Origin of the sequence: Amniculibacterium aquaticum, assembly GCF_003852705.1 — a bacterium.
Taxonomy (GTDB): domain Bacteria; phylum Bacteroidota; class Bacteroidia; order Flavobacteriales; family Weeksellaceae; genus Amniculibacterium; species Amniculibacterium aquaticum.
The window spans coordinates 46,028-64,872 of sequence record NZ_REFA01000013.1 but is presented as its reverse complement, the minus strand read 5'-3'; the positions used below and the strand labels follow the sequence as shown (position 1 = coordinate 64,872).

The window sequence follows — 18,845 nt, the reverse complement described above, 5'->3', positions numbered from 1 at the left end:
AAGATTTAAAAATTCATTTTTTCAACAAAATACTATCTTTGTAAAAAATCAACTATATCAATGCTAGTAATCGGAATTGCCGGAGGAACCGGAAGTGGGAAAACCACCGTAGTGAACAAAATTTTGCAACAACTAAATGCAGAAGGGGTAAATGTGCTTTCTCAGGACAATTACTATCACGATAACCAACATCTTTCATTAACAGAAAGAGAAGCGTTGAACTACGACCATCCCAAATCCATCGATTTTGATTTGCTCTTAAAGCATGTAAAAGCCTTGAAAAATAAACAAAGTATAGAGCAACCCATCTACAGTTTTGTGACCCATTCTCGTACCGGAGACCATGTCCTGGTAGAACCTAAAAATGTGCTGATTGTGGAAGGAATTTTGGTGTTGACACATACAGAATTGTTGAAGGAATACGATCTGAAAGTTTTTGTACATGCCGATTCAGACGAAAGATTGATCCGTAGGATCCGAAGAGATACCCAAGACAGAGGTCGAGATCTAAGCGAAGTTCTGCACCGTTATCAAACGACTCTGAAACCGATGCACCAAGAATTTATTGAGCCTTCAAAAAATGAAGCCGATCTTATCGTTCCGAATATGAGGCAGAATTCCGTAGCCATCGATTTTCTAACAACTGTCATTAATAACACCCTCAAAAAACCACATTGATGAAACCGGATTTGATAAAAAAAATTGAACCCAAATCGGAAAAAGTTCGATTTGTCCGAAAATGGGTTCTTAACAAATACACCCTTACCATTTTTGTATTTTTGGTTTGGATGGTTTTCTTTGATAATACTTCTTTCTTGGTAATAAACGATCTGAACAAAGAAATCAATCGCTATGAAGAACAATTGCAGTATTATAAATCCGAATACGAAAAAAACGATAATTATTATAAAAAACTAATGAACAATAAGGACGAAAAACAAAAATTCGCCAGAGAAAATTATTTCATGAAGAAACCCAATGAGGAAATCTTTATCATCGTTGCTGACAGTTCAAAAATTAATTCTAAAAAACAATAGACGAAACCAATAATTCGTCTGAAAAAATATAAAAGTATGTTTCAAAAAATAGCTTTGTCCGATTGGGAAAATCTTGTAAAAAAGCAATTGAAAACCGATGATATCTACACTGTTTTATCCAAAGAAAATCTTGAAGGTATCGAGGTGAGTCCGTATTACGATCAAGCAGATTCTCCATTGGTTAACCTGCCTAAAATAGAGGAAAGCACACAATTGGTGTCCGATTATCTAGAAGACACTGAAGACGAAATTTTTGCCTATGTCCTTCGTCAGAATGTTGAATATCTTACTGAAAAATCTCTGTATTTAGAGAATAAAGAATTGGCGGATCATATAAAAATGGACGACAGCAATTTCTACTATTCGTTGGTAGATGTTATCGATGAAAACTCAGCAAGCATCAATGAAAACTTGGCTAAAGAATTGCTTTCAAAATCTTTTGAAAGAAGCCTTTGTGTAGATGTTTCTATATTGCAAAACGCCGGAGCCTCTATCGTGCAGCAATTGGCTTATGCACTGGCGAAAACCAAAGAGTTGGTCGAGAAGTTTGGAGTTGAAGTTTTGGATCAAGTCATCATAAAAATGGCTGTTGGTGCCAATTATTTCTTTGAAATCGCCAAGATTAGAGCCATGAAAATCCTTTTCTATCAATTGTCAAAAGATTTGGGACAGCCTAGTATTCCGTATATTTTTACAGAATCTTCACTGAGAAACAAAACCAAAACCGATGAAGAGAATAATCTCATCCGTTCGACCTTAGAATTGGCTGCAGCCATGGTAGGCGGATCGGATGCCGTGTACAGCCATAATTATAAAATTGAAAATCCTACGGTTCTTTCAGGCGAAATTTCGTTCAAACAACAGATTGTTTTGGCTTACGAAAGCATCATCAATGTTTTCGAAGATGCCGGAAATGGAAGTTACTACATCGAAAATTTGACCCAACAATTTGCAGGAAAATCTTGGGATCTATTGGTAGAAGTTGAAGAAAAAGGCGGTTATCTGGAATTGTTGAAACAAAAAGAAATTCAGAAAGCTATTTATAATCAGGCGATTGAAGAACAAAATTGGGTTGCCGGAGGAAAGATAAAACTGATTGGGGTCAATCTTTATCCAAAATTAGAACCTACAAAATCACCTGCAGATTTGTACGATGAAACGGTAGTAAAAGCAGTGCGTTGGTCTGAAATGTATGAATAAAAACCTCTTAAATAAAGAAGTTCAGGAGTTTATCCAAAAAAATACAAACGGAGATTTCCATCAAATGCTTTTGAGGAAAACTCCGTTTTCTTCTGTATCCATGCAAGAGTTGGTGCAACAGATGAAAGCCAGAAAAACGGCTGAAAAAAAAATTCCTTTTCTGATAAAAGAAGGCATTATTTTTCCGCCACAGCTCAATATGGAGCAGACCAGCTCTCAAAGTACGGCGGTTTACAAAGCTCAGTTGGTATCCGGAAATTCCATGATCGATCTTACTTCGGGCTTTGGAATTGATGCTTGGTTTCTTTCAGAAAATTTTAAAGAAATTACTCTGCTCGAGCAAAATGCCGACCTGCTGGAAATGGTTGAACACAATTGGAATGTCCTTCAAAAAAAAGCTCGTTTTGTATCGGATAAGTTGGAAGATTTTTTGAAAAGCAATACAGAAAATTTTGACCTGATCTATCTGGATCCCGCAAGGAGGGACGAAAATAAAAACAAAGTTTTTTTGTTGGAAGATTTATCACCCAACCTCTTACAAATTCAGGACGAATTGTTGAGCAAAGCACCATTGGTTGTGGTGAAGTTATCGCCATTGATCGACTTGACCTATTTGGCTTCAGTGGTCAAAAATCTTTGTGAAATCCATATTGTTGCGGTAAAAAATGAGGTGAAAGAAATCGTCTTGCTCATCCGACAAAAGAGTGCGGAAAGGATAAAAATAAAAACCGTAAATCTTGAAAGTACCGAAAGCAATTCCGAGTTTTTTATGGATGAAATTCATACTGCTCATGCTACTTTTTCAGAACCTAAAAAATACATGTACCTTCCCAACAATGCCTTGTTGAAGTCCGGTGCTTTCAGTTGGATATCCGAGCATTTTCAGTTGGACAAGCTGCATCCAAACACCCATATTTATACTTCTGATGCACGATTGGTAACCTTTCCCGGTAGAATTTTAGAAATGGAGGTGATGGATCCTAAAATTTTGAAAAAAGGGGAGCAGTACAACATCGTGTCCAAAAATTATCCATTGAAACCGGAAGAAATTAAAAAGAAATACAAACTAAAAGATGGTGGTTTGTCCTATCTAATTTTTACCCAAAGCCAAAAGGGAAAGTTGGTTTTAAGGTCGGTTTCATAAGCTGAAAATCAAAGTTTCAAGGGGTGCATCCAATTGCTTTTTGATGTTAAAAATCATTTAGGTCAAAAATATCCTAAAAGTTTTTGCCACGAGAGCAATATTTATTATTTTTGGAAAATTAAAATTTTAGGTCGTTCAAATTTCAGTTTAAAACGGAAAGCATTGACTTAAAATGAATTAAAAAATATAAAATAATTATCTATAATATGAAAAAACTAGTTTTTGGAATCGCGGTTTTGGGATTGGCAGTAAGCTGTAAGAAAATTCCTGCGGGTGGAAATCATGGAGTACTTCAAAAAGATGCTTCAATAGAGCATTATAGCGATATCGAACAAGAAGTGAAAAGCGAAACTCCAGCAGCTAAACCTGAAGTAAAAGCTGGAAACGATTCTCTTTCTACATTGGAGGCACCGGCAGAAACCATCAAAGCTCCTGCAGGAACTACGGAGGTGAAAACTGAGGAGAAAAAAGAAAAATAACAGCCAACTGTTGAAAGTAACGGCTGTAGAAAATATTTGAACCCTTGTTGGGTAAATTATATCCTTCATCTGAAGGATATTTTTTTAGTTTTATAGCAAATAAAAAATATTAATATTAAAAAATCTAAATCAATGCAACAAACACTTCAATACATAGAAGAAAATAAAGAGCGATTTGTTCAGGAACTTTTCGAATTGTTAAGAATACCTTCCATTTCAGCAGATTCTGCATACAAAAACGATGTTTTAAAATGTGCCGACTGGGTAGCCAGTTCACTTAAAAATGCAGGTGCAGACCATGTAGAAGTTTGCCAAACCAAAGGATATCCCATCGTGTACGGAGATAAGCTTATCGATAAAAACTTACCCACCGTTCTGGTTTATGGACACTATGATGTACAACCACCGGATCCGTTGGAATTGTGGACAAAACCTCCATTTGAACCCTATATTGAAAAAACGGAACTCCATCCCGAAGGAGCAATTTTTGCAAGAGGTTCTGCTGATGACAAAGGTCAGTTTTTTATGCACTTGAAAGCTTTCGAAGCCATGATGCATACCAATTCTTTACCTTGCAATGTTAAATTTATTTTGGAAGGAGAAGAAGAAGTGGGATCCATGAGTTTGGGCGATTTTGTGAACGAAAACAAAGAAAAGTTGGCTTGCGATTGCATCTTGATTTCCGATACTCATATCTATTCTAACGAGCAACCAACAGTAACTACAGGACTTAGAGGACTTAGTTATGTAGAAGTCGCTGTGGAAGGTCCCAACAGAGATCTGCATTCCGGGTTGTACGGTGGTGCAGTTCCTAACCCCATCCATGTGTTGAGCAGGATGATTGCGAAATTAATTGACCAAGATGGACGAATCACCATTGACGGTTTTTATGATAATGTATACGAACTTTCTTCTGAAGAAAGGGCTGAAATGAATAAGCTAAAGGACAATCCTGAAGAGTTTAAAAAATCCATAGGTCTCAACGGGATCGAAGGTGAAAAAGGATACACCACATTGGAAAGAACAGCCATTCGCCCGACATTGGATTGCAACGGTATGTGGGGAGGGTACACCGGTGAAGGTGCCAAAACCGTTATCCCAAGCAAGGCATTTGCAAAAATTTCCATGCGATTGGTTCCTTACCAAACTCCGGAAGAAATTACCGAAAAATTCACAAAATATTTCCATAAAATAGCTCCGGAAAATGTAAAAGTTACCGTTACCCCACACCACGGAGGGATGCCTTATGTGTTGCCGAGCGATACCAAGGAGTTTTTAGCAGCAAAAAAGGCCATGGAATCCGCTTTTGGAAAAGAAGTTTTGCCGTACAGAGGTGGAGGATCCATCCCCATTACAGCGATGTTTGAACAAGTATTAGGTGCAAAATCGGTGTTGATGGGCTTTGGTCTGGATTCAGATGCCATCCATTCGCCAAACGAACATTATGGATTGTTTAATTTCTACAAAGGAATAGAAAGCATTCCGTTATTCTTTGAAAATTACACAAAATAGTTAAAGTATTACCGATAAGTTATATTTTTTTTGCACAATAAAAAATATAACTTATCTTTACCCCAATTAAAATTTAAAAAAAATATTATGAAGAAAATTTTACTACTTTCAGCTTTTGCATTTTCATATTTAGGATTTGCACAAGTACAAACTCTTGTAAATGAGAATTTTAACTCTCTTACTCTTGGTAATTTAGGTACTGATGTAACGGGGGCAACACCTGGGCAAAATAATTGGCTCACATTAAATGGAACCAATGCAAATTACCAAGTCGGTAATATAGATGTTGCACATGGTAAGTCTCTATCGATTACCAGTGGAAATAGTTATGCAGCTTCAAATAACCCGAATAATAGAATTGCAGCTCAATTAACTACTGTGACAGCTACACCAACCAATAATATTGTTAAAGCTACTATAGATATATATACAGGTTCCTCTACAGGAAGTGGTAATTATTATTTTATGATTTATGGAGATGTAGAAGGTTCTAATAAAGCAATTGGTGGTTTTAGACTTGAAGTAGCAACAAGAAAAATTATTGGCCTTGGAACATTTTATAATGCAACAAATGTCCCAACATTGTATATAGTAAATGACCCTGCAACAGCTCCAGCGTTTCCAGTTAATACATGGGTTTCTGTTACATATTATTATAACAAAACTACTGGTGATATGACTTGGATTTGGCCAGGAGGTGGTGTTAATGCGATTGCAGATCCAGACGCGATTGTTGGCATGACGGCGAAAGACATCTACTTGCAAAATACAACCTCAACAGGAAATACAGTTGCAAATACAGTAGGATTTGATAATATTTTGGTTCAGTTTGGTAATTCTTCTACCTTTGCCGTAACAGATGTAAAAAATGAAATTGCAGATAAAATGATCTCTGTTTATCCAAATCCTACATCTAAAATATTAAATATTAAAGTAAAAGATAAAATAAAAGATGTTACTGTTACAGATATGACCGGTAAAAAAATAGATGTAAAATTAGTTGGGACTTCTATTGATGTAGAAAACTTACCAATTGGAAGATATTTTATTACTGTTGAAACGAATAATGGAGTCTTTTCAGATAAATTCATTAAAAAATAAAATTCATAATAAACGATGAAGTAAAGGTATTCGAAGTTCTCGAGTACCTTTTTTATTTTATTATTGTAATTAATACTTTGGTATTATAATTAATTTATATATTTGTTTAATTAAAAATATATATTATGCGCAAAACTTTACTAACTTTATTCTTAAGCGTTGCAGTTTCTGCTTTCCATGCTCAAACTGTTGTATTTAATGAAACTTTTGACAGTCCAACAACTTGGACTGCTACCGACACAGATGGCGATGGATTTGATTGGACACCTTTAAATCTAGGGACAACAGCGGTAAATGGGTTTTCAGGGAACATTGTGGGTTCAGCATCTTATGATGATGATACTTCAAGTGACTTAACACCGGATAATTTATTAGCTAGCCCATCTATTACACTTCCTGCATCAGGTCCTTTAAATTTAAGGTTTACTATTGGAGCGGCAGATCCTGATTGGGGCTTAGAGCATTATGCAGTGTATATTTTACCTGCAGCTACACCTTTTACACCTACAGCTACACCTGTCAAGGAAGCGACTCTGGCAGAGCCAGCGGCAGCAGCGGTACAAACGGTTGCAATACCTACTTCTCTTTATGGTCAAGCGGTAAAAGTGTACTTTAGACACTTTAGTTGCACGGGTCAATATTATCTTTTGTTAGATGATGTGAAAGTCTTGCAAGGAAATCTAAGCACAAATGAAATAGATGCAAAAAATATTTCATTATCCGTTTATCCTAATCCAACTACAGATGTATTGAACATCGAAACAAAAGACAAATTAAAGTCTGTTTCTGTATTTGACATGTCGGGTAAAAAAATGGATCTTAAACTAAACGGAACTTCTGTAGATGTAAAAGCTTTGAGAAGCGGAGCTTACATGATTTCTGTTGAAACCAACAAAGGATCTCAATCTTTGAAATTCATTAAAAAATAATTTCGAGATTACAAGATAACAATACCGCTGCTCTACAAATTTTGTAGAGCAGTTTTTTATGGATACAACTTTTTGTTTGTGGTTATTTTAAGCTAAATTTGTACATTCAAAAAAAGTAAATTACATGAGTTCGTTAATCGATAAATACAATATTCCAGGACCGAGATATACATCGTACCCTACAGTACCGTATTGGGAATCAGAAAATTTCACCGTAGAAAAATGGAAAGAATCTGTGGTGAAATCCTTCACAGAAAGCAATGACAAAGAAGGCATCTCCATCTATATCCACCTCCCGTTTTGTGAGGTATTGTGTACATTTTGTGCCTGTCATAAAAGAATTACCAAACAACATTCCGTAGAAAACCCTTATATCGCCCATGTTTTGGAAGAATGGAATTTGTATTTGGAATTGTTCAAATCCAAAGGAAACACCCAAAAACCCAAAATCAAAGAATTGCATTTGGGCGGTGGTACTCCAACTTTCTTTTCTCCAAAAAATTTAAGATTATTATTGGAAGGTATTTTTGCTAAGGCAGAAATTGCAGAACACCCTGAATTTTCTTTTGAAGGGCACCCGAACAATACCACCAAAGCACATTTGCAAACCCTTTACGACTTGGGTTTCAGAAGATGCAGTTTCGGTGTTCAGGATTACGATCCCATTGTGCAAAAAGCCATCAACAGAATTCAGCCTTTTGAAAATGTTAAAAATGTAACCGAATGGGCCAGAGAAATTGGCTATACTTCGGTATCTCACGATATTATTTTCGGATTGCCTTTCCAACATTGGGACGCAATGGAATTTACCATAAGAAAGACCCTGGAACTAAGACCGGATCGTTTGGCATTCTATTCCTATGCGCATGTGCCGTGGGTGAAAGGTGTTGGACAGAGAGGTTTTAAAGAAGAGGATTTGCCAAGTGGTGAAGAGAAAAGAAAACTCTACGAAGACGGTAAAAAATTATTAGAAGACCTGGGGTATATCGAAGTAGGGATGGATCATTTCGCCTTCGAACACGACGACCTTTATCAGTCGATGAAAAATGGAAATATCCACAGAAATTTTATGGGATACACCTCCAGCAAAACCCAATTGATGATCGGTTTGGGAATGTCTGCCATATCCGATTCTTGGTACGCATTCGGACAAAATATCAAAACCGTTGAAGAGTACCAAAATACCGTTGCCGAAGGAAAACTTCCCGTTTTCAACGGACATATTTTGAATGATGAAGATTTGATCATCCGCAAACACATCCTGAACATCATGTGCCGATTGGAAACCTCTTGGGACGAAACCAACTTTGTACCGGAGATGGCTCAGGCGGTAGAAAGTTTAAAAGAAATGGAAAAAGACGGCTTGGTAGAATTGGGTGAGAATTATTTGAAAATTACTGAAAAAGGCAGAGCTTTTACCCGAAATGTAGCCATGGCATTTGACCTAAGAATGCTTAGAAACAAACCGGAAACTCGTATTTTTTCGATGACGGTTTAGTTTTTTTAGAATTAAGAACAACAATAAAGCCTCATTTTGGATAAGTTATTCCAAATGAGGCTTTTGTGTTTCTATGATTTTTTCATCTGTTTTCCAGCATGAAGAAGGCATGAAAATTTAATTTTCTATCCTATTTCGGAATTTGTTAATAATTACCTTTAATGATGAATAAAAACATCTTAAAAAGCCTTAAAAATATAAAATTATTAATGCTTAATTCGTCATAATTTCATTATATTTGCCCACTATAAAAATTTAATGTTGTATTAAAATGCAAGGAAAAGGACTAATTACAATGATTGCGATTGTACTTGGACTGATCTGCTTGAACGAGTTTTTACCAACTTGGTATGTCAGCAATCAGGACAAGAAAATCGAAGCAGCAAAAGGTAATTTGAAGGAAATCGAGAAGATTAAAAAAGACACTCTAGATCTTGGTTTCACCAAATTATACTATTCAAAAGCCAAGGAAAAAGAAATGAAACTTGGTTTGGACTTAAAGGGAGGGATCAATGTATTGTTGGAAATCAACCAAAGAGATTTGGTAAACGATTTGGCCAACTATTCGACCAACCCGATTTTAGTAGAATCTTTAGACAAGACCGATTTGGCGATGAAAAATTCATCCAAGCCGTACATCGATGTGTTTTTTGAAGAGTTTGCTAAAGTAAACCAAGCCAAAAATACCAATCTTAAACTTGCAGATCCGGAAATCTTCGGAAATACCAATCTTACAGAAATAAAGTACAATACGACTGATGATCAGGTAAAAGCAATTGTAAAAAGAAAAATCGATCAATCTTTAGGGACTGCATTTGAGGTTCTTAGAACTCGTATTGACAAGATGGGGGCAGTACAGCCAAACATCCAACGAGTACCTGGTACAGGTAGAATCTCTGTAGAAATGCCGGGGATCAAAGATAAGGATAGAGTAATAAAAATGTTGCAGACTTCTGCAAAATTGCAATTCTGGGAAGTTCAGGATGTCAACGAAGTTTACCCTTACCTACAATCTTTGGCGGACGCTATTCCTGCTAAAGCCGATTCTATCGGAGTAGCAAAAAATACCGATTTCATGAAGTTATTGGATCTTCAATCGTTGAAAACCAACGGGGTAGCCAATGTAAAGCTTTCGGATACGGCAACGGTTAACAAAATATTAAATTCTAAAATAGCTCACAACCTTCGTCCATCCAACATCAAGTACACCCAATTCATGTGGGGATATAAGCCGGAGTCTGGTGACGAAAACAAATTGGTACTTTACGGAATCCGTGGAAACATTAACCAAAAAGCTCCTGTTGACGGTGCTGTAGAAAAAGCCAACATCTCTTATGACGAGTTGGGTAGAATAGTGGTGGATATGCAAATGGACTCTAAAGGTGCTAGAGAATGGAAACTGATGACCGAGAAAAACTTGAAAAAATCAGTGGCCGTTACTTTGGACAACCGAGTATACACTGCACCAACAGTACAAAGTGTAATCCCGAACGGTAGAACTCAAATTTCGGGTAATTTTACTCAAGATGAAGCTCAAGATTTGGTGAATGTACTAGGAGCAGGTCGTTTGCCGGCCGGTGCAAAAGTAGTTCAGGCAGATGTTGTTGGTCCATCTCTTGGGGAGCAATCCATTCAAGATGGTCTAATGTCTTTCGGTATTGCATTCGCATTAATTATTGCGTATATCGTTTTCTATTACGGTGGAGCCGGTGTGTATGCAGTAATTGCAATGGTTATTAACTTGTTTTATATTTTTGGTATTATGGATTCGGGTGACTTTACCCTAACCTTGCCAGGTATTGCAGGTATCGTGTTGTCTATGGCGATGGCGGTGGACACCAATGTAATTATTTACGAAAGAACTAAAGAAGAATTGTTCGCAGGTAAAAATATTAAGGAAGCGTATAAAGATGGTTTCAAACATGCACTATCTGCGATTATCGATGGACACGCAACCACATTGTTAACCGCTTTTGTATTGTATTTCTTTGGAACGGGGCCTATCAAAGGTTTCGCAGTTACCTTAATTATCGGTATTTTGATGACATTCTTCACATCAGTAATGTTGTCTAGAGTGATGATTTTTAGTAGATTAGAAAAAGGTAAAGGACTTTCTGTTTGGACTGCTCCAACCAAAAATATGTTTAGAAATGTTTGGATCGATTTCATTGGAAAAAGAAAATATGCCTACATTTTCTCACTAATCCTTACCATCGCTTGTTTGTTCTCCATTTTCACAAACGGATTCAAGTACGGGGTAGATTTCGAAGGTGGTAGAAATTATGTTATTCGTTTTGAAAAATCTGTAGATGCCAACAAAATCGAAGAAAGAATTACACCACTTTTTGCAACTCAAACTGGAAAAAACAATTCAGTAGATGTAAAAACATTTGGGAAAGACAACCAATTGAAAATTACTACGGATTATAAAATTGATGACGAGTCTCTAGCTGCAGACCAAGATATCGAAAAGAAATTGTTCGAAGGTCTGAAAGCGGATTTACCAGCTTCAGCAACTTTAGAACAATTCAAGTCAGCAGATTTAGGACATTACGGAATTGTATCTTCAACAAAAGTTGGACCTACCGTTGCTGATGATATTAAATTGGGCGGTACCATGGCAGTTGTTATTGCTTTGGGTGGTATCTTCATCTATATTTTATTTAGATTTAGAAAATGGCAATTCTCTCTTGGAGCTGTGGTTTCATTGTTCCACGATGCCATCATCATTCTAGGTGCATATTCATTCTTGTACAAGTGGATGCCGTTCAACATGGAGATCAACCAAGATTTCATTGCAGCCATCCTTACCGTATTGGGATATTCCATCAACGATACCGTAATTATCTTCGATAGAATTAGAGAATACCTTCGCGAGAAAAAATCCATTACATTGGCAGGGTTGTTTGATGATTCCATCTCCAGTACTTTGGGTAGAACTTTCAACACTTCATTCACAACCTTATTGGTAATCGCAGCGATCTTTATTTTCGGTGGAGATAACCTTAGAGGCTTCATGTTTGCTTTGTTGATTGGTATTGGTTTCGGTACCTACTCATCCATCTTCATTGCTTCGGCTATTGCTTACGATTTCCTAAAAGGAATTGGCAAAAAAGAAGAACATGTACACGGTAGATCTACTACCAACAAAGACGAAGTAAGCAAGTAATCGTTTATAATAATTTATTAAAATCCTTCAGTTTTTCTGAAGGATTTTTTTATGTACTTTTGTGTTCGATAATTTCTATTCCTCAATCCATTGTTATTTGCTCAAGTTGTATTGCCACTCAATTTAAAAGGAACTTTTACCTACAAAGTTCCGGTAGATTTTCATGAGGTCTTACAAGTTGGGATGCGGGTCTTGATTCCTTTTCGTGGCAAGAAAGTGTACACGGGAATAGTGGTCGAAATTCATACCAACGAGCCCGAAACTTTTGTGGCCAAAGACATCATCAGCCTTTTGGACGATAGAGCCATCTTGCCCAAAGAACAAATTCAGTTTTGGCATTGGCTTTCGGAATATTATCTCTGTACCATCGGCGAAATCTATCGTTTTGCATTCCCCGCTTCGTTAAAATTAGAAAGCGAAACATATCTAAAACTAAAAGCAAATGCCCAGATTGATTATCAAAATCTAGATGCCAACGAAATCTATCTGATCCAAGCTTTGGAAGTCAGACAACTGATTAATTTTACCGACATCGAAGCCTTTATACCGAAAAAACACATCATCAAAACCATCAATTCATTGATTGATTTACAATACATAGAGGTAGATGAAGTGATTGCGGAAAAGTACAAAGCTAAGGAAGTCGTTTTTGTAAAAATTAAAGATCCAAAAACCGTTCGTGATAACTTACCCGAAATTTTATTGTCCCTAAAACGATCGCCCAAGCAACACGAATTGTTTTTGACCATTTTGCAACACGAAACGGAACATCCCGAAAAGGAACTTAGAAAATCCAGTCTTTTTGAAGAAGGTATTTTTGCAGCCAGCCATCTGAAAGGTTTGGTCGATAAAAATTTGGTGGAAGAATATCTAATGTCCGTAGATCGATTGCCCAATTATCAAGGTGATTTAGAGGAAAAGGATCAGCTCTCTCCCGAACAGCAAATTGCTAAAATGGAGATTGACAACGCTTTTGAAGAAGGAAAAAATGTATTGCTCTACGGCGTTACGGCTTCAGGAAAAACCCATGTTTATTTAGAAAAAATTGAAGAAACAGTGGTTGCCGGTAAGACCGTTTTGTTCCTACTTCCGGAGATCGCCATCACCCAACAAATCGTTCAGCGAATAGAAAAAAAATACGGAAATCTACTTTGCTATTATCACCAAAAACTTACAGATTTTGAAAAAGTTGAAGTCTGGAAAAAAGTGAAAAATAACGAAATCCGTGTGTTGATCGGTACTCGAAATGCTTTGTTTCTACCGTTTCAGAATTTGGGCTTGGTCATTGTTGATGAAGAGCACGATTCGGCATACAGACCTCGCGAAGTTTCTCCCTATTTTAATGCCAAAGATGCGGCTTTAATATTAGCAAATTTTTATAAAGCACCTGCAATTTTAGGATCTGCAACGCCTTCTGTTGAGTCGTATTATGCAGCAGAAATCGATAAGTTGAGATGGGTAAAGTTAGAGAATCGTTTTGGAAATGTACCTTTACCAAGTTTTGAACTGATCGACTTTAAAGAAGCTTTGGAACTTAAAAAAGTAAATGGAAATTTTTCCTCAGAGATGCTCAACGAGCTTAGCCACTGTGTAGAAGATCACAGTCAGGCGATCGTTTTGCACAACAAAAGAGGGTATGCAACTGTGGTGGAGTGCGAAGCCTGTGGTCATGTTACCTATTGCTCCAATTGCGATGTGGTGATGGCGTATCACAAATCGTCCAACGAGTTGAAGTGCCATTATTGTGGGAGCAAAGCTGCAAAACCCAATCAATGTCCCAAATGTTTTTCAAATAAACTCAATACACGAGGCATTGGTGTAGAACAAATTCATGAAGAGGTTTCTAAGTTATTTCCAGATTCTGATGTGGAAAGAATGGATGTGGACGCCATGCGGAAGAAATTTGCCTATGAAAAACTTTACGAAAAAATAGAATCCGGAACAACGGATATCGTTGTAGGAACACAAATGATTTCCAAAGGTTTGGATTTTGACAAAATTGAATTGGTCTGCATTCCACGGGCCGACCAAATGCTTTATGTACAAGATTTTCGTGCCGAAGAACGAGCGTATCAACTGATCACCCAAGTATCGGGCAGGGCAGGAAGGGTTTCTGGAAAAGGAAAAGTGATGATACAAACCTACAATCCCGGCCATCCTGTTTTTTTCTTGATCAAAGAACAACACAACCAGGCTTTGGTGTACGATTATCTGTTGAAGGAGAGAAAAAAGAATCTTTATCCGCCGTTTACCAAACTTATTTTTATAGAACTTAGGCATAGAAAAGAAGATAAGGTGGAAAGAGCCAGCCGTTTTTTAAGTTCAGTTTTAGAGAAATATCTACCTCAAGAATGCATTTTTGGACCGGAAAAATCTCCCATTCCCAGGATCAATTCACTCTATCAATATCAGATTTTATTAAAATTACCAAGAGGAAAAAGATATCAAGAATTCAAATCTTTTGTATTGAAAAGTTTTGAAGAATTTGATGAGATCACCGCCTACCAAAGCATTAAAAAGGTCGTATTGGTGGACTTTTAACAAACTTTAACAGAGTTTAAAGCTTTTTAATTCTGAATATCAAGGACGGATTGTTTTTAATTAATACTTTTGACCCGTAGAAAGTTTTCATCATTTGTGTTGCTCGTGCATTTCTTGCAAAAGCACAAGAAATCTTTTATTAAGAAGGTATTTATGATTCAACTAAAAAAAGTACTGTTTTCGATCTCTCTTGTATCGAGCTCTTTATTATGGAGTCAGATTAATTTTTCAGATACAACAAGCTCTTCGGTGTACACATCAACGGCACCTACTTCAGCTCCAGTTTATGTTCAGGCTGTAGCGGTCGAAAAGCCACTCAGTCCAAAAGAACAAATAGATTTTACGCTCACCTCCATGGCCAGCGATCCGGTTTTGAAAAATGCCCATTGGGGATTTGTCGTTTACGATCCAAAAACAAAAAAAATTGTCAGTTCCTACAACGAAAGCCAACCGTTAATTCCAGCATCAACCACCAAATTACTCACTACAGAAACTGCTCTTAGCCTTTTAGGATCAGGATTTCAGTGGCTAACCCAGTTGGATTATTCGGGGACGATTGATGAAAATGGAGTGTTAAACGGAAATTTATATTTGGTCGGAAGTGGCGATCCAAGTTTGGGCACCAGCAAAGCAGGAGCTACCAGTTATGGAATGATCTCCATGGATTTTATCGCTGCTCTGGCAGAAAAAGGAATAAAAAGAGTGAATGGAGATATCATTACTCAAACTGCAGTTTTCAAAGCCAATAAAATACCAACTCTCCCGGAGAATATTGTTTGGTTGGAACACGGTGCATATTACCTCCCTGTGGGATCTAGCGCAGAGATAGATCCGGCGAAAGAAAAAATTATTGTAAAACAAAGCAATCCTTTCGCTCAAGAAAAAAGATATTTTTATGTATCGCCGTACATCAAAAAAATGGTTTATGCGGAAGAGTATCAATCGCTTCCTTTTACGACAAAACTTCCGGATGCACCTGTAGGTTTGGCCAATTCACTAAGAGCAGCCATGATAAAATCCGGAATCCCGGTTTCTGGAAAAGTTTCAACAAAAATGTTGGATACCGATCCTGAAAAAAGAATACTCATCTCCACTTACCGTTCCCCAGATTTGAATGATGTAGTTTTCTATACCAATCAGCACAGTGACAACGGTTTGGCAGAGGCAACTCTTAGGATGGTAGGCTTCCAAAAATTTGGAGATCAATCCTTGGACAGCGGAAGAAGAGCCGTGGTTGGTCATTTGCAATCTGTAGGTTTCGATATGGAAGGTCTTAATTTTGCCGATGGTAGTGGACTTTCCAGAGCTAATATGGTGACGCCCTTATCACAAGTGAAGTTTCTATCGTCTTTGATGACGACCAAATATTTCAAAAATTATTTCGATTCATTGCCCATTGCAGGACAAACCGGAACTTTGAAAAGAATGTTTGTTTACGGAAATGGAAATGGACAAATATTTGCGAAAACTGGTACTTTGAACAAAGTGAAATGTCTGACGGGATATCTAAAAACCAACTCGGGCAAGACTTTGGCATTTTCGCTTTTGGTGAATAATTATGCGGGTTCTACCGATGCTGTAAAACGAAAAATGGAAATGATATTGGAGCCGGTTTTAGGGTATTAATTATTTTTTTTAATACATGATCCTTTCAACAAAAAATTTGTTATCTTTAATTTCATAATAAAACAGCAAAAGAAAAAATATGAAAGAACATGAATTACTAATCAACAAAAAAATCTTATTAGCTCTTGTAATTATTGGTTTTGTTTTAGTTACAGTATCAATTTACCTAAAAATTATAAACAAAAATTTTTCAGAAAATTATTCTCACTTATTTCTAGGAATAGGTTTATTAATCCAATTAATTCCTTGGATAGTTGTGTTAATTGATTTAATCAGAAACCAAATTCATAATAAAATATTGTGGTTTGTAGGAATGTTTTCTTTTGGTTCACTGTGTATAATTCTTTATTTATTAAATCGAGAAAAACACTTGAGATTGTACAAGAGATTTAGAAATGTGTAATAAAACTCCTTCATCGTTTTTTACGAATAGACAATGAAATAACACAAGTGATATCCGTCTTTGACGGATGCTATGCGTAGTTATGAAGTCTTATTGTTGTAGATCCTTTGTGTCTATCCTGAAAAATCGGGACAAGCTGTAGCTTGACCAATAGATTATTTATGTGTTTTTTTGTAATACACAAAGGTTTTACTTAGAATTTCTCCAACTCAGCCAACCTTGAATGGCCAAAATGGTAAAAATAATGTATTGAATTGAGGTGATTCCCAAGCCTTTGTAGATCATCATTGGGATGCAAATAAGATCTCCGATAATCCAAAAAATCCAATTTTCTATTTTTCGTTTTGCCATCAACCACATACCGACCAGGAATAGGGAAGTGGTTATGATGTCCAACCCATTGGCCCAATCCAGATGATAAAAACCAAGCTCTGAATTTTTAAAATTAAAATTGTTGTCGATGACCGGTTTGTAATAATAAACTAATGCTACGGCAATAAGGCTCAGGACGAAGAGTAAGCAGGCGAGCCACCATTCTTTTTTTTCAGTCCACGAAACATGGACATGGACATGATCTTCTGCACTTTTGGACCATAAAATCCAACCGTAAATGCTCATTATGGTATAGTAAATGTTGATCATGCAATCCCCTAACAAACCAAAAACAAATAAGATGTAAACATACAAAGCGGTTGAAACGATACCCGTTGGATAGACCCAAATGTTTTTTTTGATGGAAAAATAGACACTTAGAATACCGAAAGTAGCTGCGATAATTTCCAATGCAATTTGAATTGGAGTATAGCTTTCATAAGGCTGTAAGAAAAGATTGTAGAAGTCCATTGATCAAATTTAAGGATTTGGGATTTCAAATTTTTAAGTTTAATAATTTTTTTTTGAAAATAATTTAGAGCCTGTGATAACTTTGGAAATGCGTGGATTTGTAGGTGTAAACTCGGTATTGTTGTGATTATTCAATAAAAAAAAGACCACCCAAAAAGAGTGATCTTAATTTAATTTTGAAAAGGTGATGGTTTATGATAAAAACATAAATTTACTTTACGATATCTCTACCGATAACCAATCTTTGGATTTCTGAAGTTCCCTCACCAATGGTGCAAAGTTTAGAATCTCTGTAGAATTTCTCTGCAGGGAAATCTTTGGTGTATCCGTAACCGCCAAAAATTTGAACGGCATTGTTGGAAATTCTCACACAAGCCTCGGAAGCGTATAACTTAGCCATTGCTCCTTCTCTGGTCATTTTTTGTTTGGCGTTTTTCAAAGTAGCCGCTCTGCGGATCAGCAATTCAGACGCATCAATTTCTGTTGCCATATCGGCCAACATAAAGTTGATGGCTTGGAATTCTGAAATGGCTTTACCAAATTGTTTTCTTTCGTTGGCATATTTTAGAGCAGATTTATAAGCGCCTCTTGCGATACCCAAAGATAGAGCAGCGATGGAAATTCTTCCTCCGTCTAAGATTTTCATGGCTTGTTTGAAACCTTCGCCAACCTCGCCCAATCTGTGGCTGTCCGGAACTCTGACATTATCGAAAATAAGTTCTGCAGTTTCTGATGCACGCATTCCTAATTTATTTTCTTTTTTTCCGGAAGTAAAACCTGGCATTCCTTTTTCCAAAACAAAAGCTGTGGAATTGTTTTTAGCTCCAATTTCTCCAGTTCTGGTCATCACCACTGCGATGTCTCCAGAAATGGCATGCGTAATAAAGTTTTTGGCTCCGTTGATGATCCACTCATCACCGTCTTTTACGGCAGTTGTACTCATCCCTCCGGAGTCGGATCCCGTATTGTGTTCTGTAAGTCCCCAAGCTCCAATCACTTTTCCTGTGGCCAATTGTGGCAACCACTTCATGCGTTGCTCTTCGTTACCAAATTCGTAAATATGGTTGGTACACAAAGAGTTGTGTGCAGCTACTGACAAGCCAATGGATGGATCTACTTGGGAGATTTCGTCCAAAATGGTTACATATTCGTGATAAGAAAGTCCAGATCCTCCGTATTGCTCAGGGATAACAATTCCCATGAAACCCATTTCCCCTAATTGGTGGAATAATTCTTTTGGGAAAGTCTGACTTTCGTCCCAATCCATGATGTTTGGCCTGATATGAGTTTCTGCAAATTCTTTCGCCGTTTGGGCGATCATTTCAATTTCTGTATTTTCAATAAACATGGTGAAAAATTTTGC

General features: G+C 36.9%; 15 protein-coding genes. 13 read left to right on the top strand and 2 right to left on the bottom strand.

Annotated elements, in window-relative coordinates; translation table 11 throughout:
• Positions 1-15: 15 nt before the first annotated feature.
• The 13 genes from udk (at position 16) to EIY84_RS07245 (ending at position 16,639) form a co-directional block, all read left to right on the top strand.
• Positions 16-678 carry a uridine kinase gene (udk, locus tag EIY84_RS07305; protein ID WP_394336899.1) on the top strand — a complete coding sequence of 221 codons (663 nt, stop codon included), beginning with the start codon at positions 16-18 and terminating at the stop codon, positions 676-678.
• Positions 678-1,037, top strand: coding sequence for an FtsB family cell division protein (locus tag EIY84_RS07300; RefSeq protein WP_124641726.1), 360 nt, complete (start codon positions 678-680; stop codon positions 1,035-1,037). The genes udk and EIY84_RS07300 overlap by 1 nt, the downstream gene beginning before the upstream one ends.
• Before the next feature lie 36 nt (positions 1,038-1,073).
• Complete coding sequence (locus EIY84_RS07295; protein ID WP_206428197.1) at positions 1,074-2,237, top strand: methylmalonyl-CoA mutase family protein; 1,164 nt, start codon at positions 1,074-1,076, stop codon at positions 2,235-2,237.
• Positions 2,230-3,381 carry a class I SAM-dependent methyltransferase gene (locus EIY84_RS07290; RefSeq protein WP_206428196.1) on the top strand — a complete coding sequence of 384 codons (1,152 nt, stop codon included), beginning with the start codon at positions 2,230-2,232 and terminating at the stop codon, positions 3,379-3,381. Before EIY84_RS07295 ends, EIY84_RS07290 begins: the two co-directional genes overlap by 8 nt.
• A gap of 206 nt (positions 3,382-3,587) precedes the next feature.
• Positions 3,588-3,860, top strand: a complete 273-nt coding sequence (locus tag EIY84_RS07285) for a hypothetical protein (RefSeq protein ID WP_124641722.1) — start codon at positions 3,588-3,590, stop codon at positions 3,858-3,860.
• A gap of 132 nt (positions 3,861-3,992) precedes the next feature.
• Positions 3,993-5,372: a dipeptidase gene (locus EIY84_RS07280; RefSeq protein ID WP_124641719.1), complete on the top strand. Its 1,380-nt coding sequence runs from the start codon at positions 3,993-3,995 to the stop codon at positions 5,370-5,372.
• A gap of 87 nt (positions 5,373-5,459) precedes the next feature.
• Entirely contained in the window at positions 5,460-6,473 is a 1,014-nt protein-coding gene (locus tag EIY84_RS07275) for a T9SS type A sorting domain-containing protein (protein ID WP_124641717.1), read from the top strand.
• Positions 6,474-6,598: 125 nt separating this feature from the next.
• The gene (locus tag EIY84_RS07270) at positions 6,599-7,402 is read left to right on the top strand and encodes a T9SS-dependent choice-of-anchor J family protein (protein WP_124641715.1); all 804 of its coding nucleotides are present in this window, start codon (positions 6,599-6,601) and stop codon (positions 7,400-7,402) included.
• A gap of 124 nt (positions 7,403-7,526) precedes the next feature.
• On the top strand, positions 7,527-8,900 hold the full coding sequence (gene hemN / locus EIY84_RS07265; protein WP_124641713.1) for an oxygen-independent coproporphyrinogen III oxidase: 1,374 nt from the start codon (positions 7,527-7,529) through the stop codon (positions 8,898-8,900).
• 271 nt (positions 8,901-9,171) lie between these two features.
• Positions 9,172-12,069: a protein translocase subunit SecD gene (gene secD / locus EIY84_RS07260; protein WP_124641710.1), complete on the top strand. Its 2,898-nt coding sequence runs from the start codon at positions 9,172-9,174 to the stop codon at positions 12,067-12,069.
• A 90-nt stretch (positions 12,070-12,159) separates the two neighbouring features.
• Positions 12,160-14,610, top strand: coding sequence for a replication restart helicase PriA (gene priA / locus EIY84_RS07255; RefSeq protein ID WP_124641708.1), 2,451 nt, complete (start codon positions 12,160-12,162; stop codon positions 14,608-14,610).
• A gap of 153 nt (positions 14,611-14,763) precedes the next feature.
• Positions 14,764-16,236, top strand: a complete 1,473-nt coding sequence (gene dacB, locus EIY84_RS07250) for a D-alanyl-D-alanine carboxypeptidase/D-alanyl-D-alanine endopeptidase (RefSeq protein ID WP_187478082.1) — start codon at positions 14,764-14,766, stop codon at positions 16,234-16,236.
• Positions 16,237-16,315: 79 nt separating this feature from the next.
• Positions 16,316-16,639 (top strand): hypothetical protein, encoded by a 324-nt coding sequence (locus tag EIY84_RS07245; protein WP_124641706.1) that lies wholly within the window; start codon positions 16,316-16,318, stop codon positions 16,637-16,639.
• Between the two features lie 189 nt (positions 16,640-16,828).
• Here the strand turns inward: EIY84_RS07245 and pnuC are convergent, their stop codons facing one another.
• Both pnuC and EIY84_RS07235 read right to left on the bottom strand, forming a co-directional pair.
• Complete coding sequence (gene pnuC, locus EIY84_RS07240) at positions 16,829-17,482, bottom strand: nicotinamide riboside transporter PnuC (protein ID WP_124641704.1); 654 nt, start codon at positions 17,480-17,482, stop codon at positions 16,829-16,831.
• A 211-nt stretch (positions 17,483-17,693) separates the two neighbouring features.
• Complete coding sequence (locus tag EIY84_RS07235; protein ID WP_124641702.1) at positions 17,694-18,830, bottom strand: acyl-CoA dehydrogenase family protein; 1,137 nt, start codon at positions 18,828-18,830, stop codon at positions 17,694-17,696.
• Between the last annotated feature and the right edge of the window lie 15 nt (positions 18,831-18,845).

Excerpts from the sequence above, each read along its gene's own strand:
- EIY84_RS07300 (WP_124641726.1), top strand. The coding sequence starts at position 678 with ATGAAACCGGATTTGATAAAAAAAATTGAACCCAAATCGGAAAAAGTT.
- EIY84_RS07295 (WP_206428197.1), top strand. The coding sequence starts at position 1,074 with ATGTTTCAAAAAATAGCTTTGTCCGATTGGGAAAATCTTGTAAAAAAG.
- EIY84_RS07290 (WP_206428196.1), top strand. The coding sequence starts at position 2,230 with ATGAATAAAAACCTCTTAAATAAAGAAGTTCAGGAGTTTATCCAAAAA.
- EIY84_RS07285 (WP_124641722.1), top strand. The coding sequence starts at position 3,588 with ATGAAAAAACTAGTTTTTGGAATCGCGGTTTTGGGATTGGCAGTAAGC.
- EIY84_RS07280 (WP_124641719.1), top strand. The coding sequence starts at position 3,993 with ATGCAACAAACACTTCAATACATAGAAGAAAATAAAGAGCGATTTGTT.
- EIY84_RS07275 (WP_124641717.1), top strand. The coding sequence starts at position 5,460 with ATGAAGAAAATTTTACTACTTTCAGCTTTTGCATTTTCATATTTAGGA.
- EIY84_RS07270 (WP_124641715.1), top strand. The coding sequence starts at position 6,599 with ATGCGCAAAACTTTACTAACTTTATTCTTAAGCGTTGCAGTTTCTGCT.
- hemN (WP_124641713.1), top strand. The coding sequence starts at position 7,527 with ATGAGTTCGTTAATCGATAAATACAATATTCCAGGACCGAGATATACA.
- secD (WP_124641710.1), top strand. The coding sequence starts at position 9,172 with ATGCAAGGAAAAGGACTAATTACAATGATTGCGATTGTACTTGGACTG.
- dacB (WP_187478082.1), top strand. The coding sequence starts at position 14,764 with ATGATTCAACTAAAAAAAGTACTGTTTTCGATCTCTCTTGTATCGAGC.
- EIY84_RS07245 (WP_124641706.1), top strand. The coding sequence starts at position 16,316 with ATGAAAGAACATGAATTACTAATCAACAAAAAAATCTTATTAGCTCTT.
- pnuC (WP_124641704.1), bottom strand. The coding sequence starts at position 17,482 with ATGGACTTCTACAATCTTTTCTTACAGCCTTATGAAAGCTATACTCCA.
- EIY84_RS07235 (WP_124641702.1), bottom strand. The coding sequence starts at position 18,830 with ATGTTTATTGAAAATACAGAAATTGAAATGATCGCCCAAACGGCGAAA.